Origin of the sequence: Streptomyces sp. NBC_00873, from assembly GCF_045207415.1 — a bacterium.
Classification (GTDB): Bacteria; Actinomycetota; Actinomycetes; order Streptomycetales; family Streptomycetaceae; genus Streptomyces.
This window is the reverse complement of the sequence record NZ_CP108803.1, coordinates 4,428,278-4,443,722: the sequence shown is the minus strand read 5'-3', so window position 1 is coordinate 4,443,722 and position 15,445 is coordinate 4,428,278. Positions and strand designations below refer to the sequence as shown.

General features: G+C 69.5%; 13 protein-coding genes, 4 tRNA genes and 2 pseudogenes. 13 read left to right on the top strand and 6 right to left on the bottom strand.

What is annotated here, in order from left to right; all coding sequences use genetic code 11:
• The first annotated feature begins 151 nt into the window (after nucleotides 1-151).
• From OH809_RS20360 to OH809_RS20350, 3 genes are all read left to right on the top strand, one after another.
• Nucleotides 152-514, top strand: coding sequence for a hypothetical protein (locus tag OH809_RS20360; protein WP_406421079.1), 363 nt, complete (start codon nucleotides 152-154; stop codon nucleotides 512-514).
• Between the two features lie 63 nt (nucleotides 515-577).
• Entirely contained in the window at nucleotides 578-1,387 is an 810-nt protein-coding gene (locus OH809_RS20355) for a DsbA family protein (RefSeq protein WP_406421080.1), read from the top strand.
• Nucleotides 1,384-2,232, top strand: a complete 849-nt coding sequence (locus OH809_RS20350; protein ID WP_406421081.1) for a cytochrome c biogenesis CcdA family protein — start codon at nucleotides 1,384-1,386, stop codon at nucleotides 2,230-2,232. Before OH809_RS20355 ends, OH809_RS20350 begins: the two co-directional genes overlap by 4 nt.
• Before the next feature lie 41 nt (nucleotides 2,233-2,273).
• On the opposite strand, the gene OH809_RS20345 is transcribed toward OH809_RS20350, so the two are convergent.
• From OH809_RS20345 to OH809_RS20335, 3 genes are all read right to left on the bottom strand, one after another.
• Nucleotides 2,274-2,347: transfer RNA gene (locus OH809_RS20345), tRNA-Phe, on the bottom strand.
• A 22-nt stretch (nucleotides 2,348-2,369) separates the two neighbouring features.
• A tRNA-Asp gene (locus tag OH809_RS20340) sits at nucleotides 2,370-2,444 on the bottom strand.
• Nucleotides 2,445-2,482: 38 nt separating this feature from the next.
• Nucleotides 2,483-2,555: transfer RNA gene (locus OH809_RS20335), tRNA-Glu, on the bottom strand.
• 385 nt (nucleotides 2,556-2,940) lie between these two features.
• Here OH809_RS20335 and OH809_RS20330 point away from each other — a divergent pair.
• From OH809_RS20330 to OH809_RS20310, 5 genes and pseudogenes are all read left to right on the top strand, one after another.
• The gene (locus OH809_RS20330) at nucleotides 2,941-3,291 is read left to right on the top strand and encodes a metallopeptidase family protein (RefSeq protein WP_037695181.1); all 351 of its coding nucleotides are present in this window, start codon (nucleotides 2,941-2,943) and stop codon (nucleotides 3,289-3,291) included.
• Nucleotides 3,292-3,440: 149 nt separating this feature from the next.
• Nucleotides 3,441-4,013: a hypothetical protein gene (locus OH809_RS20325; RefSeq protein ID WP_406421082.1), complete on the top strand. Its 573-nt coding sequence runs from the start codon at nucleotides 3,441-3,443 to the stop codon at nucleotides 4,011-4,013.
• A gap of 209 nt (nucleotides 4,014-4,222) precedes the next feature.
• Complete coding sequence (locus tag OH809_RS20320) at nucleotides 4,223-6,469, top strand: DEAD/DEAH box helicase (RefSeq protein ID WP_406421083.1); 2,247 nt, start codon at nucleotides 4,223-4,225, stop codon at nucleotides 6,467-6,469.
• Between the two features lie 292 nt (nucleotides 6,470-6,761).
• Nucleotides 6,762-6,926, top strand: a pseudogene (locus OH809_RS20315) (amino acid permease); the annotation flags it as partial.
• A 91-nt stretch (nucleotides 6,927-7,017) separates the two neighbouring features.
• Nucleotides 7,018-7,090 (top strand) — tRNA-Lys (locus OH809_RS20310).
• 34 nt (nucleotides 7,091-7,124) lie between these two features.
• Here OH809_RS20310 and xerC read toward each other — a convergent pair.
• Nucleotides 7,125-8,738 (bottom strand): tyrosine recombinase XerC, encoded by a 1,614-nt coding sequence (gene xerC / locus OH809_RS20305; RefSeq protein ID WP_406421084.1) that lies wholly within the window; start codon nucleotides 8,736-8,738, stop codon nucleotides 7,125-7,127.
• Nucleotides 8,735-9,400 carry a helix-turn-helix domain-containing protein gene (locus tag OH809_RS20300; RefSeq protein WP_406425087.1) on the bottom strand — a complete coding sequence of 222 codons (666 nt, stop codon included), beginning with the start codon at nucleotides 9,398-9,400 and terminating at the stop codon, nucleotides 8,735-8,737. Before OH809_RS20300 ends, xerC begins: the two co-directional genes overlap by 4 nt.
• A 109-nt stretch (nucleotides 9,401-9,509) precedes the next feature.
• Here OH809_RS20300 and OH809_RS20295 point away from each other — a divergent pair, with 109 nt between their 5' ends.
• The 5 genes and pseudogenes from OH809_RS20295 (at nucleotide 9,510) to OH809_RS20275 (ending at nucleotide 14,596) form a co-directional block, all read left to right on the top strand.
• On the top strand, nucleotides 9,510-9,740 hold the full coding sequence (locus tag OH809_RS20295; RefSeq protein WP_406421085.1) for a hypothetical protein: 231 nt from the start codon (nucleotides 9,510-9,512) through the stop codon (nucleotides 9,738-9,740).
• Nucleotides 9,741-9,973: 233 nt separating this feature from the next.
• Complete coding sequence (locus OH809_RS20290; RefSeq protein ID WP_406421086.1) at nucleotides 9,974-11,194, top strand: DUF3631 domain-containing protein; 1,221 nt, start codon at nucleotides 9,974-9,976, stop codon at nucleotides 11,192-11,194.
• A gap of 194 nt (nucleotides 11,195-11,388) precedes the next feature.
• Nucleotides 11,389-12,210, top strand: a complete 822-nt coding sequence (locus OH809_RS20285) for a DUF2637 domain-containing protein (RefSeq protein WP_406421087.1) — start codon at nucleotides 11,389-11,391, stop codon at nucleotides 12,208-12,210.
• A 215-nt stretch (nucleotides 12,211-12,425) separates the two neighbouring features.
• Entirely contained in the window at nucleotides 12,426-12,872 is a 447-nt protein-coding gene (locus OH809_RS20280; protein ID WP_406515424.1) for a plasmid mobilization protein, read from the top strand.
• A gap of 4 nt (nucleotides 12,873-12,876) precedes the next feature.
• Nucleotides 12,877-14,596: pseudogene (locus tag OH809_RS20275) on the top strand (mobilization protein).
• Between the two features lie 76 nt (nucleotides 14,597-14,672).
• Here the strand turns inward: OH809_RS20275 and OH809_RS20270 are convergent.
• Nucleotides 14,673-15,443 (bottom strand): hypothetical protein, encoded by a 771-nt coding sequence (locus OH809_RS20270; protein ID WP_406421089.1) that lies wholly within the window; start codon nucleotides 15,441-15,443, stop codon nucleotides 14,673-14,675.
• Between the last annotated feature and the right edge of the window lie 2 nt (nucleotides 15,444-15,445).

Below are 15,445 nucleotides of genomic sequence, written 5' to 3'. Positions count from 1 at the left end.
GGGTGCCAGGATCGCACCCGGGCACGAGGAACGGCGAACCTATTTCGCGCGGTCTGCGTCACGGCCGCGATGACTGCGGGGGAGCTCCTGATCACAGCACGTACCATTTCGGGCAACTGATCTTCGTACCGCAGTGGAAAGGCCCTCGTCCGTGTCCCGTACGCAGTGGTGTTGCCTGGTGGCGGTGCTCGCGGTCGCGCTGGGGCTGTTCTCCGGGCCCACCACTGCGGTGACGGCGGCGACCGCGTCCGGGGATTCCGGCACCGCGGTGGCCGCCCCGGCCGTCGGCGGTCAGGGGGTGCCCGGCTGCGGCAACGGCACGACGCACGACAGCACCGAGCCCGGCGTACCCGTCCGGGCCCGTGCCGCGCACGACCAGGCGCCCGGTCTCGCCGAATGGGGGCTGGGCACCGCTCCCGGGCAGGGGCCCGCGGAGCCGCGCGTACGCGTCGGACTGCGCGGGCCGGAGCCTGCCACGCCGTCCCCGGTGGAACTCTCCGTGCTGCGGGTTTAGACCGGGTGCCCGCCACCCGGTCGTTCCCTTCCCCCTCCCGCACCACGAGCACGGAGTCCCGCCATGCCCACGCCCACAAACTCCTCGTCCAGGAAGCCGCTGCTCTACGGCACCGGTGTCGTCCTCGCCGCCGCGCTGCTCGGCTTCGTCTCCTACCGCGCCACCGCCCCCGCCGACCGCTCCGGCCCCTCCTCCTCGACTTCGGCCGCCGATGTCACCGCCGACCCGGACGCCGGTGTCTTCCCGGAACTGGCGAGGCTGGCCCGCCGCGACCCCGCCGACAGACTCGCGCAGGGCCCGGTCGACGCGCCGGTGGTTCTCATCGAGTACGCCGACTTCAAGTGCGGCTACTGCGGCAAGTTCGCCCGGGACACCGAACCCGCCCTGGTGAAGAAGTACGTCGACAACGGCACCCTGCGCATCGAGTGGCGCAACTTCCCGATCTTCGGCGCCGAATCCGAGGCCGTCGCACGCGCTGCCTGGGCCGCCGGGCAGCAGGGCCGCTTCTGGCAGTTCCATGCAGCCGCCTACACAGAAGGGGCCAAGGAGAAGGGCTTCGGCAAGGACCGGCTGAAGGCGCTCGCCAAGGAGGCGGGGGTGCGGGACCTCGGCCGGTTCGTACGCGACGCGGACGGCGCGGCTGCTTCCGCCGCGGTGAGCAAGGACCAGGAGGAGGGGTACGGGATCGGCGCGAGCTCCACCCCGACCTTCCTGATCAACGGCCGCCCGCTGGCCGGAGCGCAGCCGGTGGAGGTCTTCGAGCAGGTCATCCAGGCGGCGGCCGACAAGGCCGCCAACACCAAGGACGCCAAGGGGGAGAGCCGTTCCAAGGGCTCCGGTGACTCCGGTGACTCCGGGGGCGCCGACAAGTGACGGTGGACATCGGCTACTTCGCCGCCTTCCTCGGCGGGCTGCTGGCCCTGGTCAGCCCCTGCAGCGCCCTGTTGCTGCCCGCCTTCTTCGCCTACTCCATCGACTCGGTCTCGCGGCTGCTGGCCCGTACCGGCATCTTCTACGCAGGTCTGGCCACCACCCTCGTGCCGCTCGGCGCCGCGGGCTCGTACGCCGGACGGCTCTTCTACAGCCACCGCGACCAGCTGGTCCTCGGCGCCGGCTGGCTGATCATCGGGCTCGGCGTGGCCCAGATCGTGGGCCTCGGCTTCGCCTCGCGCCGGATCGCGGCCCTCAGCGGGCGGATCCGGCCGACGACCGCCGTGTCGGTCTACGCCCTCGGCGCCGTCTACGGGCTGGCCGGGTTCTGCGCCGGACCGATCCTCGGCAGCGTCCTGACGGTGGCGGCGGTCAGCGCCAGCCCGGTCTACGGCGGACTGCTGCTCGCCGTCTACGCCCTGGGCATGGCGGTCCCGCTGTTCCTGCTGGCGCTGGTCTGGGAGCGCTTCGACCTCGGGCGCCGCGCCTGGCTGCGCGGCCGGACCTTCCGGCTCGGCCGCTTCGAACTGCACACCACGACCCTGCTGTCGGGGCTGTTCTTCATCGGGCTCGGCGCGCTGTTCCTGGCCTACGACGGGACGACCGCCCTGCCCGGGCTGCTGGACGTGGACGATTCGTTCGCCGTCGAGCAGTGGGCGCAGCGGATCGGCAAGCAGGTGCCGGACGCGGCCGCGCTGGTGACGGTGGTGGCGGTGGCGCTGCTGGTTCTCGGGGTGCGGGCCCGGCGCCGTCGGGATGCGAAGTCCGCGGAGCGGGAAGAGGCCTGACACGACGAAGGCCCCATCCGGTGGATGGGGCCTTCGAGAGGTGGCTGGGGCCGGGATCGAACCGGCGACCTATCGCTTTTCAGGCGATCGCTCGTACCAACTGAGCTACCCAGCCACGCAGCACTTACAAGCTGCAGCGGTCCTGACGGGATTTGAACCCGCGGCCTCCACCTTGACAGGGTGGCGAGCACTCCAAACTGCTCCACAGGACCAAGCTGTTGTGCGACTAAGTGTCGCACAAGGTGGTGCGTGCCCCCAACGGGATTCGAACCCGTGCTACCGCCTTGAAAGGGCGGCGTCCTGGGCCACTAGACGATGAGGGCATGTGACTCCGCTTCCCCTCAAGAGGTTCCGCTTCTTCTTCAACCTCTGGGGTCTCGGAACGGTCAAGCCCTGACCGGCGCCCTTGGGCACGTCGGAGACTGTACTACGGCGTTTCGGTGTCAGCCAAACCGAATAGGCGAAGGGGTCGCTCCGGGTTGGTTTTCCTCCGGCAGATGGCGGCTGACCTCGGCCGTTGTCAGGCCGAGCCCGCCGAGCGTGATCTCGTCCCAGGCCTGCGGACGGCGAGTCGCGTGGTCCGGATGGAGCACCGGGGCGCGCACCTTCGGCACGTATGCCCGGGTTCGGGGGGGGCGCGGGATTGCGGGACGGGACAGGGAGTGGCGGTCCGGGGCCGGTCGGGCGGGGGTACGTGACAATGGCGGTGTGCTGGAGATGACGCGCGAAGAGTTCGAGGAACTGGTCGCCGAGGCCCTGGACCGGATTCCGCCGGAGCTGACGCGGCTGATGGACAACGTCGCGGTGTTTGTCGAGGACGAACCGGACCCCGGTGACCGGGAGCTGCTCGGGCTGTACGAGGGCACGCCGCTGACCGAGCGCGGCGAGTGGTACGCCGGGGTGCTGCCGGACCGGATCACGATCTACCGCGGGCCGACGCTGCGGATGTGCGAGTCGCGCGAGGACGTCGTGGCCGAGACGGAAATCACGGTCGTCCATGAGATCGCCCACCACTTCGGCATCGACGACGAGCGGCTGCACGCGCTCGGTTACGGCTGAGTACGCCCGGGAGAGCAGCGGCGAGGGGGCCGACGGCGAAGGGGTCGGTGGCGCGTGGGGCGTGTCCCATGCGGGGGAACGGGAGTTGGGCACAGTGCCCCCGTCCGTTCCCGCCCTTCTTCGCTCCTCGCCTCCCGGAGGTGCCACCCGTGCGCCAGTTGCCCGCCCCTGTCCGATGGGCAGCCCTCACCGCAGTGACGATTGCCGCGTCCACCGGCTGCATGAGCATCAGCGACGACGGCGGGAAGCCGGCCCCGTCGCGGTCGGCCGAGCAGAGGGGCTCGTCGGGTGAACCGGAAGGCTCCACGGTGGCGGGTACGGGACGGGCCCGTACCGGAGAGGGCGCGGAGGCGCACTCCGACCGGGAGGCCGCCGAATCGCCGAGGCCGAGCGCGTCGGCGCGCGCCTCGGTCGTACCCGGTGGCGCGCATGCGGGCGTGGGGTCCGGTGATCCGTCGCCGACCCGGGGCGGGCATCTGCCGGTGCCGTCCCCGCCGGGGGGCGGGGGGCCGCAGCAGCCGGTGCCGTCCGCGGAGCCGTCGGTGCCCTCCGCGCCGGTCACCCCGGAGCCGCCGAGCTCACCCGACCCGGAACCCTCAAGTCCGCCGCCGGTGCCCTCCGCGTCTCCGGCCGCGCAGTTCCGCAGTGACGCGATGAGTGTGCCGGGCGACATGGAGGCGCTGCGGACTCCCGAGGCATCGCCGCAGGTGGGGCCGGTGTAGCGGGTGGTCCGGAGCGTGTGGTTTGCGCAATGCGGGTGAGAGTGCGTATGGTGGTAGATCGTTTGATCCCATTGCCCGGCGCCGACACAGAAGAGCGCCGTGTGGCGCGTACTCTCCCTTGCCGTGGCTGGACCGCATTGAGGCGGTCGAAATTGCGAATCACGGAGTTATGGGCGCGTGCCGAGACTCCGGAAGGTTTCGCATTTCGCATGTCCAATTTCAGCTCTGACAACACCGTCGTGCCCGAGAACGACGAGATTGTCACCGAAGCCGAGGCCGTAGTGGCCGAGGCCGCCGAGGTGTCCGAGCCGGTCGAGACGGCCGAGTCCGTCGACTTCACCGGCTCCACCGAGGCCACCACCGACTCCGCCACCGACGCCGAGCCGACCATCACCTTCGCCGACCTGGGCCTGCCCGAGGGCATCGTCCGCAAGCTCGCGCAGAACGGTGTGACCGCGCCCTTCCCGATCCAGGCCGCGACCATTCCGGACGCGCTGGCCGGCAAGGACATCCTGGGCCGCGGCCGTACCGGCTCCGGCAAGACGCTCTCCTTCGGTCTGCCGACCCTGGCCACGCTGGCCGGCGGTCACACCGAGAAGAAGAAGCCCCGCGCGGTCATCCTCACCCCGACCCGTGAGCTCGCGATGCAGGTCGCGGACGCGCTGCAGCCCTACGGCGACGTGCTCGGCCTCAAGATGAAGGTCGTCTGCGGCGGTACGTCGATGGGCAACCAGATCTACGCGCTGGAGCGCGGTGTCGACATCCTCGTCGCCACCCCGGGCCGACTGCGCGACATCATCAACCGGGGAGCATGCTCCCTGGAGAACGTCCAGGTCGCCGTCCTCGACGAGGCCGACCAGATGTCCGACCTGGGCTTCCTGCCCGAGGTCACCGAGCTGCTCGACCAGGTTCCGGTCGGCGGTCAGCGCATGCTCTTCTCCGCAACCATGGAGAACGAGATCGGCACGCTGGTCAAGCGCTACCTGAGCAACCCGGTGAGCCACGAGGTCGACAGCGCCCAGGGCAACGTCACGACCATGACGCACCACGTCCTCGTCGTGAAGCCGAAGGACAAGGCGCCGGTCACCTCGGCCATCGCAGCCCGCAAGGGCCGCACGATCATCTTCGTCCGCACCCAGCTGGGCGCCGACCGCATCGCCGAGCAGCTCGTCGAGGCGGGCGTGAAGGCGGACGCGCTGCACGGTGGCATGACGCAGGGTGCCCGTACCCGCGTGCTCGCCGACTTCAAGGACGGTTACGTCAACGCGCTCGTCGCGACCGACGTCGCCGCCCGCGGTATCCACGTCGACGGCATCGACCTGGTGCTGAACGTGGACCCCGCCGGTGACCACAAGGACTACCTGCACCGCTCGGGCCGTACCGCCCGAGCCGGCAAGTCCGGTGTCGTCGTCTCCCTGGCGCTGCCGCACCAGCGTCGCCAGATCTTCCGCCTGATGGAGGACGCGGGCGTCGACGCCTCGCGCCACATCGTCGGCGGCGCGGGCGCCTTCGACCCGGAGGTCGCCGAGATCACCGGCGCCCGTTCGCTGACCGAGGTCCAGGCCGACTCCGCGAACAACGCCGCCAAGCAGGCGGAGCGCGAGGTCGCCGACCTGACCAAGCAGCTGGAGCGCGTCCAGCGCCGCGCCGGTGAGCTCCGCGAGGAGGCTGACCGCCTGGTCGCCCGTGCCGCGCGCGAGCGGGGCGAGGACCCCGAGGCAGCAGTCGCCGAGGTCGCCGCCGAGGCGGAGGCCGCGATCGAGGCCGCCGTCTCCGTACCGGAGCAGCCCACAGCGCGCGACGACCGGCGCGACGACCGCGGCAACTTCGACCGCCGGGACAACCGCGGCGGCGACCGCCGGGACGACCGGGGCGGCGACCGCGGCGGGTACCGCGGTGGTGACCGTGGTGGTGACCGTGGTGGTTTCCAGCGTCGTGACGACCGGCCGTCGGGCGGTTTCCGCCGTGACAACGACCGTCCGTCGTTCAACCGCGACCGTCGTGACGACCGCGGTGGTGACCGTGGTGGTTTCCAGCGTCGTGACGACCGGCCGTCGGGCGGTTTCCGCCGTGACAACGACCGTCCGTCGTTCAACCGCGACCGTCGTGACGACCGCGGTGGTGACCGTGGTGGTTTCCAGCGTCGTGACGACCGGCCGTCGGGCGGTTTCCGCCGTGACAACGACCGTCCGTCGTTCAACCGCGACAACGACCGCCCGTCGTTCAACCGCGACCGTCGTGACGACCGCCCGTCCGGTGGCTTCCGCTCCGGTGGCAGCGACCGTCCGTTCAACCGCGACCGTCGTGACGACCGCCCCTCGGGCGGCTTCCGCTCTGGTGGCAGCGACCGCCCGACCGGCCGCCGCGACGACCACCGCGGTGGCACGGGCACCGGCACCAACACCGGTTCCTTCGGCCGCCGCGACGACAAGCCGCGCTGGAAGCGCAACGGCTGACGTTCACGCGCAAGCTAAAAACAACTGAACAATTGATGAACCGAAAGCGGGTCCGCTCCTCAGGAGTTGGGCCCGCTTCCGGTTATGAGTGGGCCGCTTTTATTTTCCCTTCCCTCGCAGGTGGAGCGGCTGTTGGCATCCGGCGAGCTGAAGGGCTGGGCCGCCTCGTACAACACCGTTGTCGGAGTCGGCGACATCACCGGTGACGGCAAGGCGGACATCGTCGAGCGGGACTCGGCGGAGGCGCCCAGCGTGGTGGCAGCCTCCCGGCCGGCAGGGCTGCAAGGGCACAATGCTGCCGCAGCTGTCCCCGGTCACCTGGGAGACGTTCAACTACGCCCCGATCGCCGTCCTGGCCGTCCTGGGTTTCGCGGCGACGTGGTGGGTCGTGTCGGCCCGCCACTGGTTCCTCAAACCGGATCACAAGCGCACGAGCGCGGGCATCACCGCCGAATGAACGACCCCCGGAGGCGGCTCGACAGGCCCGGTAGCCGATACCCGATCGGCGGCCGGGCTCCGGCGGGCTATGCTCAGGGGTGATTCGCCGAGGGCCGTTAGCTCAATTGGCAGAGCAGCGGACTTTTAATCCGTTGGTTGTGGGTTCGAGTCCCACACGGCCTACGCGAAGCAGGGAGGGGAAACCCCATCTGACCTGCTACTTAGCGCCTCGATCGGCTTCGTCCGGTCGGGGCGCTTCGTCTTCCCCGACCTCGTGCGTGAGCGATGCGTGAGCGGACGGTCCGACAGCAGGGGCTACGGCGGGGGCCTTACGGGCACGTGGCACCAGCGCGGCGGCGGCTTCTGCCGCGGCTTTGTCGACCTTGGGCAGCAGGCTCGTGTACGTGTCCGACGTGAGCGTGATCGTGGAGTGGCGCAGCGTCTCCTTGATCGTGTGGAGATCACCACCCCCGCCGTGGGTGAGAGTGGCCGCGACGTGACGCAGGTCGCGCAGAGTGATCGGCGGCAGGTCGGTGGTGGCGAGGATGCGGCGGAACGTCTCGGAAACCGTCTCCGGGTGCAGCCAGGAGCCGTCCTCACGGGTGAAGACCTTGCCGGTCTCGTTCCAGGCGTCGCCCCACTTCTCCCGGGCGCTCAGCATCGCCTTGTGGTGCTCGCGCAGAAGAGCGACGTTGACGCTGTCCAACGCGATCGTGCTGGCGCTGCCGTCGGTCTTGGGGGCTGACTCGTAGGTGTCCCAACCGTCGACGACGATTTCCTTGGCCGGGGTGATGAGGCCGGCGTTCAGGTCGACATCGGTCCAGCTCTGGCCAACGGCCTCGCCCCTGCGAAGGCCACGGGTGCCGACGAGGTGGAAGAGGGCGTAGAGCCGATCGGATTCGGCCGCGTCCAGGAACGTGCCGAACTGCGCCGGCGTCCAGACCATCACCGGTGACGGCAGCTCACCGGTAGCACGCCAGCGTTCCACCCGCTGGGTCGTCCAGAGCAGGGGCTTGGGGCGCTTGCCGGACTCCAGCTCGACGTGGGAGGCCGGGTTGAAGGTGATGTACTGCTGGGCGATCGCCGCGTTCAGAGCCGCTCGCAGCGTGCGCCGGATGCTCTGCTGCGTCGCTGGGCCGGTGATCTTCCGGAACGGCTTCATCTCGGCGAGCTTTGCCCGCTCGACAGCGAGCCGTTCCCGCTCGGTGGCGATGGGGCGGCCGGGCTTGCTGGGCTTGCACCTGGCGATCTGCTCGCGGCGTTCGAGGTTCTCCGCCTGGATCACCTCGTTGGCGTCGGCTATTCCGTCGTACATCTCCACCAGGTGGCCGACGTTGAGACGGTCGAGGCGGACATGGCCGATGCGCGGCTTCAGGTGCACGCGGATGTGCGAGGCGTACCCATTGAGCGTCGTCTTGCGTGACTTCTTCGAAAGAAGCCACTGGTCGAGCCATTCGCCCACGGTTCGTCGGCCGATCAGGTCCAAGCCCGCCCTGAAGCGCCTGCGGGTGTCCTCGATGTCGGGCAGCGGAGCCTTCTCGTCCGCGACCTGTTCGAGCAGGGCCGCGATGCGGGCCAGGTCGTGCTCGTCGTCGGAATCGGCGATGGAGATGAGAGCCCGTACGTGGTCCAGGTCGGACTGCGCCGCCTTCAGCGTCTCGTAGCCGGCGCGGTTGAAGGAGCGGCGGGTGCCGTCGGCGCGGGGTGGGAGTTCCTGGCGTATGGAGTAGGAGCCGTGCTTGCGGCTGGTGAGCTTGGGGCATTTCTTGCCGAGCGGCTTGCCGGTCTTGGGGTCGCGGCAGTAGCAGCGACGGTGAGTGGAGCCCTTCAAAGGCGTTCCTCCGTGGTGGTGTCAGGGACCCATTCGGGTGGGTCGACGTCGTGGAGTGCGGGTGGGAGGTCGGGTGGGGTGGCTCCGTCCTCGCGGAGTTCCCGGCGGAGGTGGCGGAGTTTGTACTTGGCGGAGATGGCCTGGTCGGCGTACGCGCTCTGCTTGCGTTCGGCTTCTTCCTGCTGGGCGCGGCCGGTTGCCGTCTTGGCCGTGAACCGTGCCTGCTCTTCTTCTTCGAGTGCGGCCAGGGCGGTGCGTACGAGGCTGGCGTGGGCTTCGAAGTCGGGGACCAGGCCCAGGTCGTGTCCGGGCACTTCTTGTTCGCCGGTGAAGCGCCGTAGGGCGTCCCAGGTGGGGACGAGGCTCTGGAAGGGGAGTTCCTGGGTCTGGTCGACGTAGCCGACCGGGAAGATCAGGCAGGCCGGGTACGTCTCCAGGGCGGCGGCCAAGACCATGACGTCCACCAGCGGAAGGCTGGCCCGGCGGCCGGACTCCATGTTGGCGATCACGTTGCGCGGGATGGGGTGCCCGAGCTGCTCGCACTGGTCGGCCAAGTCCTGTGCGCTCCACCCCATCTCCTTCCGTCTCCGGCGGACTTCGCCGGCCACGTTTGCCTGGACCCGATCCACCCACTCTGGGAAGTCGTCCTCTTCATCATCCAAACCGCGCTGTGTCATACAGACACATTAGCTTGAGGATGCTGGTCGGTAAGCGCCTGGAGCCGGACGTGATGGCCACGTTCGCCGAGGGCTGTACCGAAAGGGATGCCGCATGCGCGAAAACGCCACAGCCGGACGAGCGAAGGGGATGAGCCGGGAGGATCTGCTGGCCCTTCCGGTGGCTATCGACCTGGAGACAAGCAACCGCGCCTTGGGGCTCGGCCGGAGCAAGGGATATGAGCTGGCGAAGCGGGGCGCGTACCCGTGCAAGGTCCTGAGGCTCGGCAACGCCTACCGGGTCGTGACCGCGGATCTGCTGGATCTGCTCGGGCTGGCGGCATGAAGGGGCGGCAGCGTAGCAGGCGATTCTGCGTTGAGCTGACACAGAATCGCTGGACTGTTGGCGGGTGTGGACGTACGGTCCGTGTTCCCTCGCGATGGCCTGATGCCCGCGAGGCGGGGATGGGCCCCCGGCGGCGCAACGCCGGAGGCCCCAGCAACCCCGAACGGCCCGTGAAGAACCAACCCGGCGGCAAGGGCGCGCAAGCCCGCCACCGCCAGACGAGGAGCTGCCCCGTGGAACACGCAGGAACCGAGCCCTATTCCACCCCTGACAAGCCTTCCTGGCCGCCGGTCGCCATACCCGGACAGCCGTCCGAGCCTGGGCCGTCCGTGGACGGACCCGACAACTCCTCGGCCTCCGAGGGTGAGCGGGTTCTGACGGAGCTGCGGGAGCAGCTCCGCCGGTACGTCGTGCTGCCCAGCGAGGAAGCCTTCACGGCGGTAACCCTGTGGGTTGTGGCGACGCATCTGCAGACGGCGTGGCAGCATGCTCCGCGGCTGGCCGTGGTGGGGCCGGCGAAGCGGTGCGGCAAGTCGCGGCTGCTGGATGTGATCACCGAGAGCGTCCACGATCCGCTGATCACGGTCAACGCCTCGGCCGCCGCGGTGTTCCGGTCGATCACCGACACCCCGCCCACCCTGCTGGTCGACGAGGCCGACACCCTCTTCGGGTCCGCGAAGGTCGCGGAGAAGAACGAGGAGATGCGCGGCCTGCTCAACGCAGGGCACCAGCGCAACCGCCCCACCCTCCGGGTATCTGGTCCCAACCACGAGGTGTCGAAGTTCCCCACCTTCGCCATGGCGGCCCTCGCCGGCATCGGCGATCTGCCCGACACGATCATGGACCGGTCGATCGTCATCCGGATGCGCCGCCGCAGGCCGGGCGAGAAGGTGGCGGAGTTCCGCACCTTCCGCGACACCCCGCCCCTCCACGCGCTGCGCGACCGGTTCGCCGCCTGGCTGGCACCGCTCCACACCGACGCCATGGAGCTGACCCCCGCCATGCCGGTCGAAGACCGCGCGGCCGACACCTGGCAGCCTCTGGTGTCCGTCGCCGACCTCGCCGGCGGGAGGTGGCCCCACCTCGCGCGCACCGCCTGCCGGGTCATGGCCAAGCACGAGGCCGAGCAGGACCAGGACCGCAGCAGCCTGGGCATCCGCCTCCTGGCCGACATCCGCCGCGCCTTCGCCACCGAAGGCGACCCGCCGATGCTCCGTACCAGCCGTCTCCTCGACATCCTCAACCAGGACGACGAGACCCCCTGGCCGGAGTACACCGCCAACGGCCTGACCGCCCGGGGCCTGCAGATCCTGCTCCAGGAGTACGGCATCGGTTCGGCGAATCACCGCTTCCACGGCAACGTCCAGGCCAAGGGCTTCACGCGCCAGCAGTTCGCCGACTCCTGGGCACGCTACTGCCCCGAACCCGCGCCGGAAGCCACGGCCGGGGCCTGACCCGGCACGACCCGTCGCGACTCGTCCCCGCGCAGGTCAGCGCGGTGACGAGTCGAGGGGCGGTGACGAGTCGACTCGACATCACCGCCCCACCCGTACCTGCCCTGACCAGGCATGCAACGAGTCGCGACGGGTCTCTCTCCCCCACACCGGGCCACGTCAGCCGCACCTCCGTACCCCTGGAGCACTCTCCATTGCCTTCCCCTGCCCTCGCCGCAGCGCCGTCCGCTGCGCCGGTGCCCCTGGCCGCCGCGATCCGCACGGGTGTGGCGCTGCTGGCCGTGGCGGCCTTCGCGCTCTCCTACGACGCTCTGCGTCAGATGGCCGCCGCCAGCCACATCCACCGGGCGCTCACGTACGCCTTCCCGCTCGTCATCGACGGGTTCATCGCCATCGGGATCGGCGCCCTGCTCGTCCTGCGGACCGCACCACTGTCCGCGCGCCTCTACATCTCGGCGCTGGTCGGCATCGCCACCGCCACAAGCATCTGGGCCAACGTCCTGCACGCCATCCGCCTCAACCAGCAGGCCCGCCACAACGGCCTCGCCCTCGACGACATCACCGTCGGAGCCATCTCCGCCATCGCCCCACTCGCCCTGGCCGGAGCCGTCCACTTCTACCTCCTCGTCGCCCGACGCCCCATCACCGCCGGCCGCCACAACCCCATCGGTCACAGCGCCGATGACGGCCACAAACCCGCCGTGGGAGACATGGGTCGCGAGACGTCACCGCCAACCGCCACGAGCGCCAACGACGTGGCGCAGCCCGTCGCGAAGCACCTGGCAAAGGCTCCGTACCAGGCAGGTATGCCGGGGGGTACTCCGCCAAGCATTTCGCTGGAGCAGGCCATCGCCATCGGTCGTACGGCTCCCCGCGGACGGGCCGACCGTGTCTCGCGTCGCAACGTCGAGAAGGCGATCCGGGACAAGGGGTTCGGCATCGCCCGAAGCCGCCTGGACAAGGTCAAGGACCTGCTGCAGGCCGAACTCGACGAGGCCACCGCAGGCACCGGCTGACCCCACAACCCGTCGCTCTCGCCCGCCCTTCCCCGAATCAGCACGGGAAGGGCGGGTCCTCACCACCACCCCTTGCAGGAGTCCACATGCACGACCTCAACCACGAACTCCCTCCATCTCAGAAGCAGATGACCTACACCCCAGCTCCAGGCGGAGCAAGCTGTAGCGCTGGACCGTCCAAGGGCCGGTCCAGCGCGCTTGCCTCCGCCCCGGGGGTGGCGGAGGAGGTCCGGCGCCAGGGGGCACCGAACCCGGAGCTGCTGGCCGAGGGCGGCCACCAGCAAGACAAGCCCGCTGCCAAGCGGGGCCGCCGACGCTCCCGCCAGCCGCGGCAGCGCGTGAAGCGCCTGACCTTCCGCGCCAGCGAGGCCGAAGACGCAGAGATCCAGGCCGCAGCCGACGCCAAGGGTGTCTCCAAAGCCCGGTTCATCGCTCAGGCGGTCCACGCACAACTCCACGGTCGGAACGGACTTGACCAGGACGAGGCTTTCGACAGGCTCGAAGCGGCCCGCGTCGACCTGGCCCGTGTCGGCACCAACATCAATCAGATGGCGCGGATCCTGAACTCCGGCGGCGACGTCGGCCACCTCGCTCGCGCCACTAACGAGGTCTGCGAGTCCGCAGCCATGGTGAAAGCTGCCGCCCGGAAGCTGGTGAGCTGAGTCCTTGGTCCCCGACATCAACCCGCCGGGCGGCCGGACGATCGGCCTGCTCAAGTACCTCTACCGAACCAGCGACATCGAAGCTCACGTCGACCCGCACATCGTCGCCGCCTACGACCCCTTCGTCGTCGATCCCGGCCGCGATCCGAGCGCCACGTTCTCCGAGCTCGCCGCCGATCTCGACCAGTGGGTCGACGCCCTGAAGGACAAGGCCCCCGTCCAAGCACGTCTGGCACTGCTCGGTGCGCACCGCGGACACCGACCGCATCCTCAGCGACAAGGACTGGGCCACCGTCGCCCGCCGCATCGTCAACGCCACCGGCATTGCTCCCGAGGGCGATGAGCAAGCTTGCCGCTGGATCGCGGTCCGGCACGCCCCCGACCACATCCATCTCGTCGCCACCCTCGTACGCGCCGACCGCACCCAGCCACGCCGCCACAAGGACGCCACCCGAGCCCAGGCGGAATGCCGCAAGATCGAGAAGGAATTCGGCCTGCGCCAGTTGAAGAAGGGCGACGGCACCGCCGCCAAACGCCCCACCAGCGCCGAACGGCGCAAAGCCGAACGTCTCGGCCAGGAGGCCACGTCGCGTGAGCTGCTGCGAGAACACGTCCACCGCGCCCTCGCCGGCGCTCCCGACGAGACCGAGTTCTTTGACCGCCTTGCCGCCGAAGGCGTACGGATCAAGAAGCGCGTCGCCCCGTCCGGCGACCTTCTTGGCTACTCCGTAGCCCTCGTCGGTGACCGCAATGCCAAGCAGGAACCCATCTGGTATTCGGGCTCGAAACTCGCACCTGACCTGTCCCTGCCCAAAATCCGTGAGCGCTTCACTACCGAACGAAATGTCCCCGAGCCCCCGGCCCTCATGCAACGGGCTGGCGAATCCGCACCGGGCCGCGCCCGCCGCTTCTCCGCCGAAGCCCTCGATACGGCACTCACCGTGATCGCCTCCACCGACGACGAGGCTGCGGCTGCCCACATCGTCGGGGTGAGCGAGGTCCTCGACGCTCTCGCTCAAACCACCCTGGGCCGTCCACATGAGGAACTCCGAGATGCCGCAAGGACCTTCGAGCGCGCAACCCGCTCCCACATTCGCGGCGAGTAGACCCGGATGTACGCACTCCGACGGGCCGCTCGCCAGATCGTCCACTCCGGGCATGCCCTCGGACACGGAGCAGACGGTGCCGCCACCGCTCTGGTCCTGGACGTTCTGATCCTCGCCGTCGTCGCCGCCGGTCACTGGCACGCCGCCCACCAGCACGCCCAGCAAGCCGAGGCCGCACGCCAAACCGCCATGCACCTTCGCACGGCGTACCGGGCCGTTGCTGCAAGTCCGTTGGCTGGCATGCGCGCATACGGCGAAAAGCTCTCCACTCGGACACAGCACAACCAGATCGCCGCAATCCGCTCCGCACTGCCCGAACTGGCCAGCCGCGTCCAAAACGAGGCCAGCTGGCCCGCCCTGGCAGCCATGCTGGATCAAGCCCAGCGGGCCGGACACAACCCCTCGGTCCTCCTCCGTAAGGTCGCAGCACAACGGGAGCTCAACAGCGCGGACTCCGTCAGCGAGGTGCTCGTCTGGCGCCTGTACCGACTCGATCTCGTACCCGCCGAGATGCCCACCGCTGCGCGAGCCGACAAGCGACCGGCGAAACAGGGTCGGCATATCGCTCCGCCCGCCACCAGCCCAGGTACGGCGGCTGCGCACCCTCGTCGGCGTTGAGAACGGAACCGACGTCTGGGGCGTGACACCCATCGGCACCCTGTCCGCCTGCCCTCAAGCAGGTGGACAGGGTGGGTCAACCGAGCAGGTGGGCGAGGTGCTTCTGCAAGGGCGCCTCAAGTTCCAGGTTGTTTCCGCGTTCGATCCCCTGAAGGTACTCGCTGGCCACGACCAGTTGGGAGAAGCAGCCGGAGGCGGACTGCAGGATGGGCTTGAACTCGCGGAGGACGCGGTCTGCAACCGAAGGAACAGCGAGGCTGGAGATGTAGAGGGTGGCCTCGTCGTAGCCGGCTGGAGCCAGTCCCCACCGCTCCCAGTCCAGGATGCAGAGCTCGGGACCGGTCAGATTCGACCACTGGATGTCGGCATGTGCGGTACTCCATTCCAGGACTTCGGTGTCCAAGCGGGGCAAGGCCCAGCGGAGCCGTTCTTGGCGAACAGCCACACGGCTCGTGGACACGAGGGAAATCGTGTCCAGCGCATCGCGTAGCTGGGCCCACCACACGGGGGAGAGGTCCAGTCGCGATGGCGCCAAGGGCGACCGATTGAGCGGCCGGCCATCGGCGCGGTCGTGGACCTCCGCACGATAGGCGTACGCGTCGGTCGACCATTCGAAAGCCCCCCGGAAGCGAGGACGCGGAACGCGGTCCGGCATCGCTTCGTGTGCTTCTTCCGGGCCCTTCCAGGATGCGCTGGCTGCTTTCTCTGCCCTGGTCTCGGCCACCCGCAGCCAGAGGTGGCCGCTGGCCGGGCCGCTCAGGGTCTTACCGCCCCACCCCCAAGTCTCCTCACCGCCAGCGGCATCGAGAGAGAAGATTGCGGCGGCGTACTCGAATGCTCGTCGCATTC

Bases quoted from the DNA above. Each gene is read 5' to 3' on its own strand.
- OH809_RS20295 (WP_406421085.1), top strand. From the start codon at position 9,510: ATGCGCGAAAACGCCACAGCCGGACGAGCGAAGGGGATGAGCCGGGAG.
- OH809_RS20355 (WP_406421080.1), top strand. From the start codon at position 578: ATGCCCACGCCCACAAACTCCTCGTCCAGGAAGCCGCTGCTCTACGGC.
- OH809_RS20270 (WP_406421089.1), bottom strand. From the start codon at position 15,443: ATGCGACGAGCATTCGAGTACGCCGCCGCAATCTTCTCTCTCGATGCC.
- OH809_RS20320 (WP_406421083.1), top strand. From the start codon at position 4,223: ATGTCCAATTTCAGCTCTGACAACACCGTCGTGCCCGAGAACGACGAG.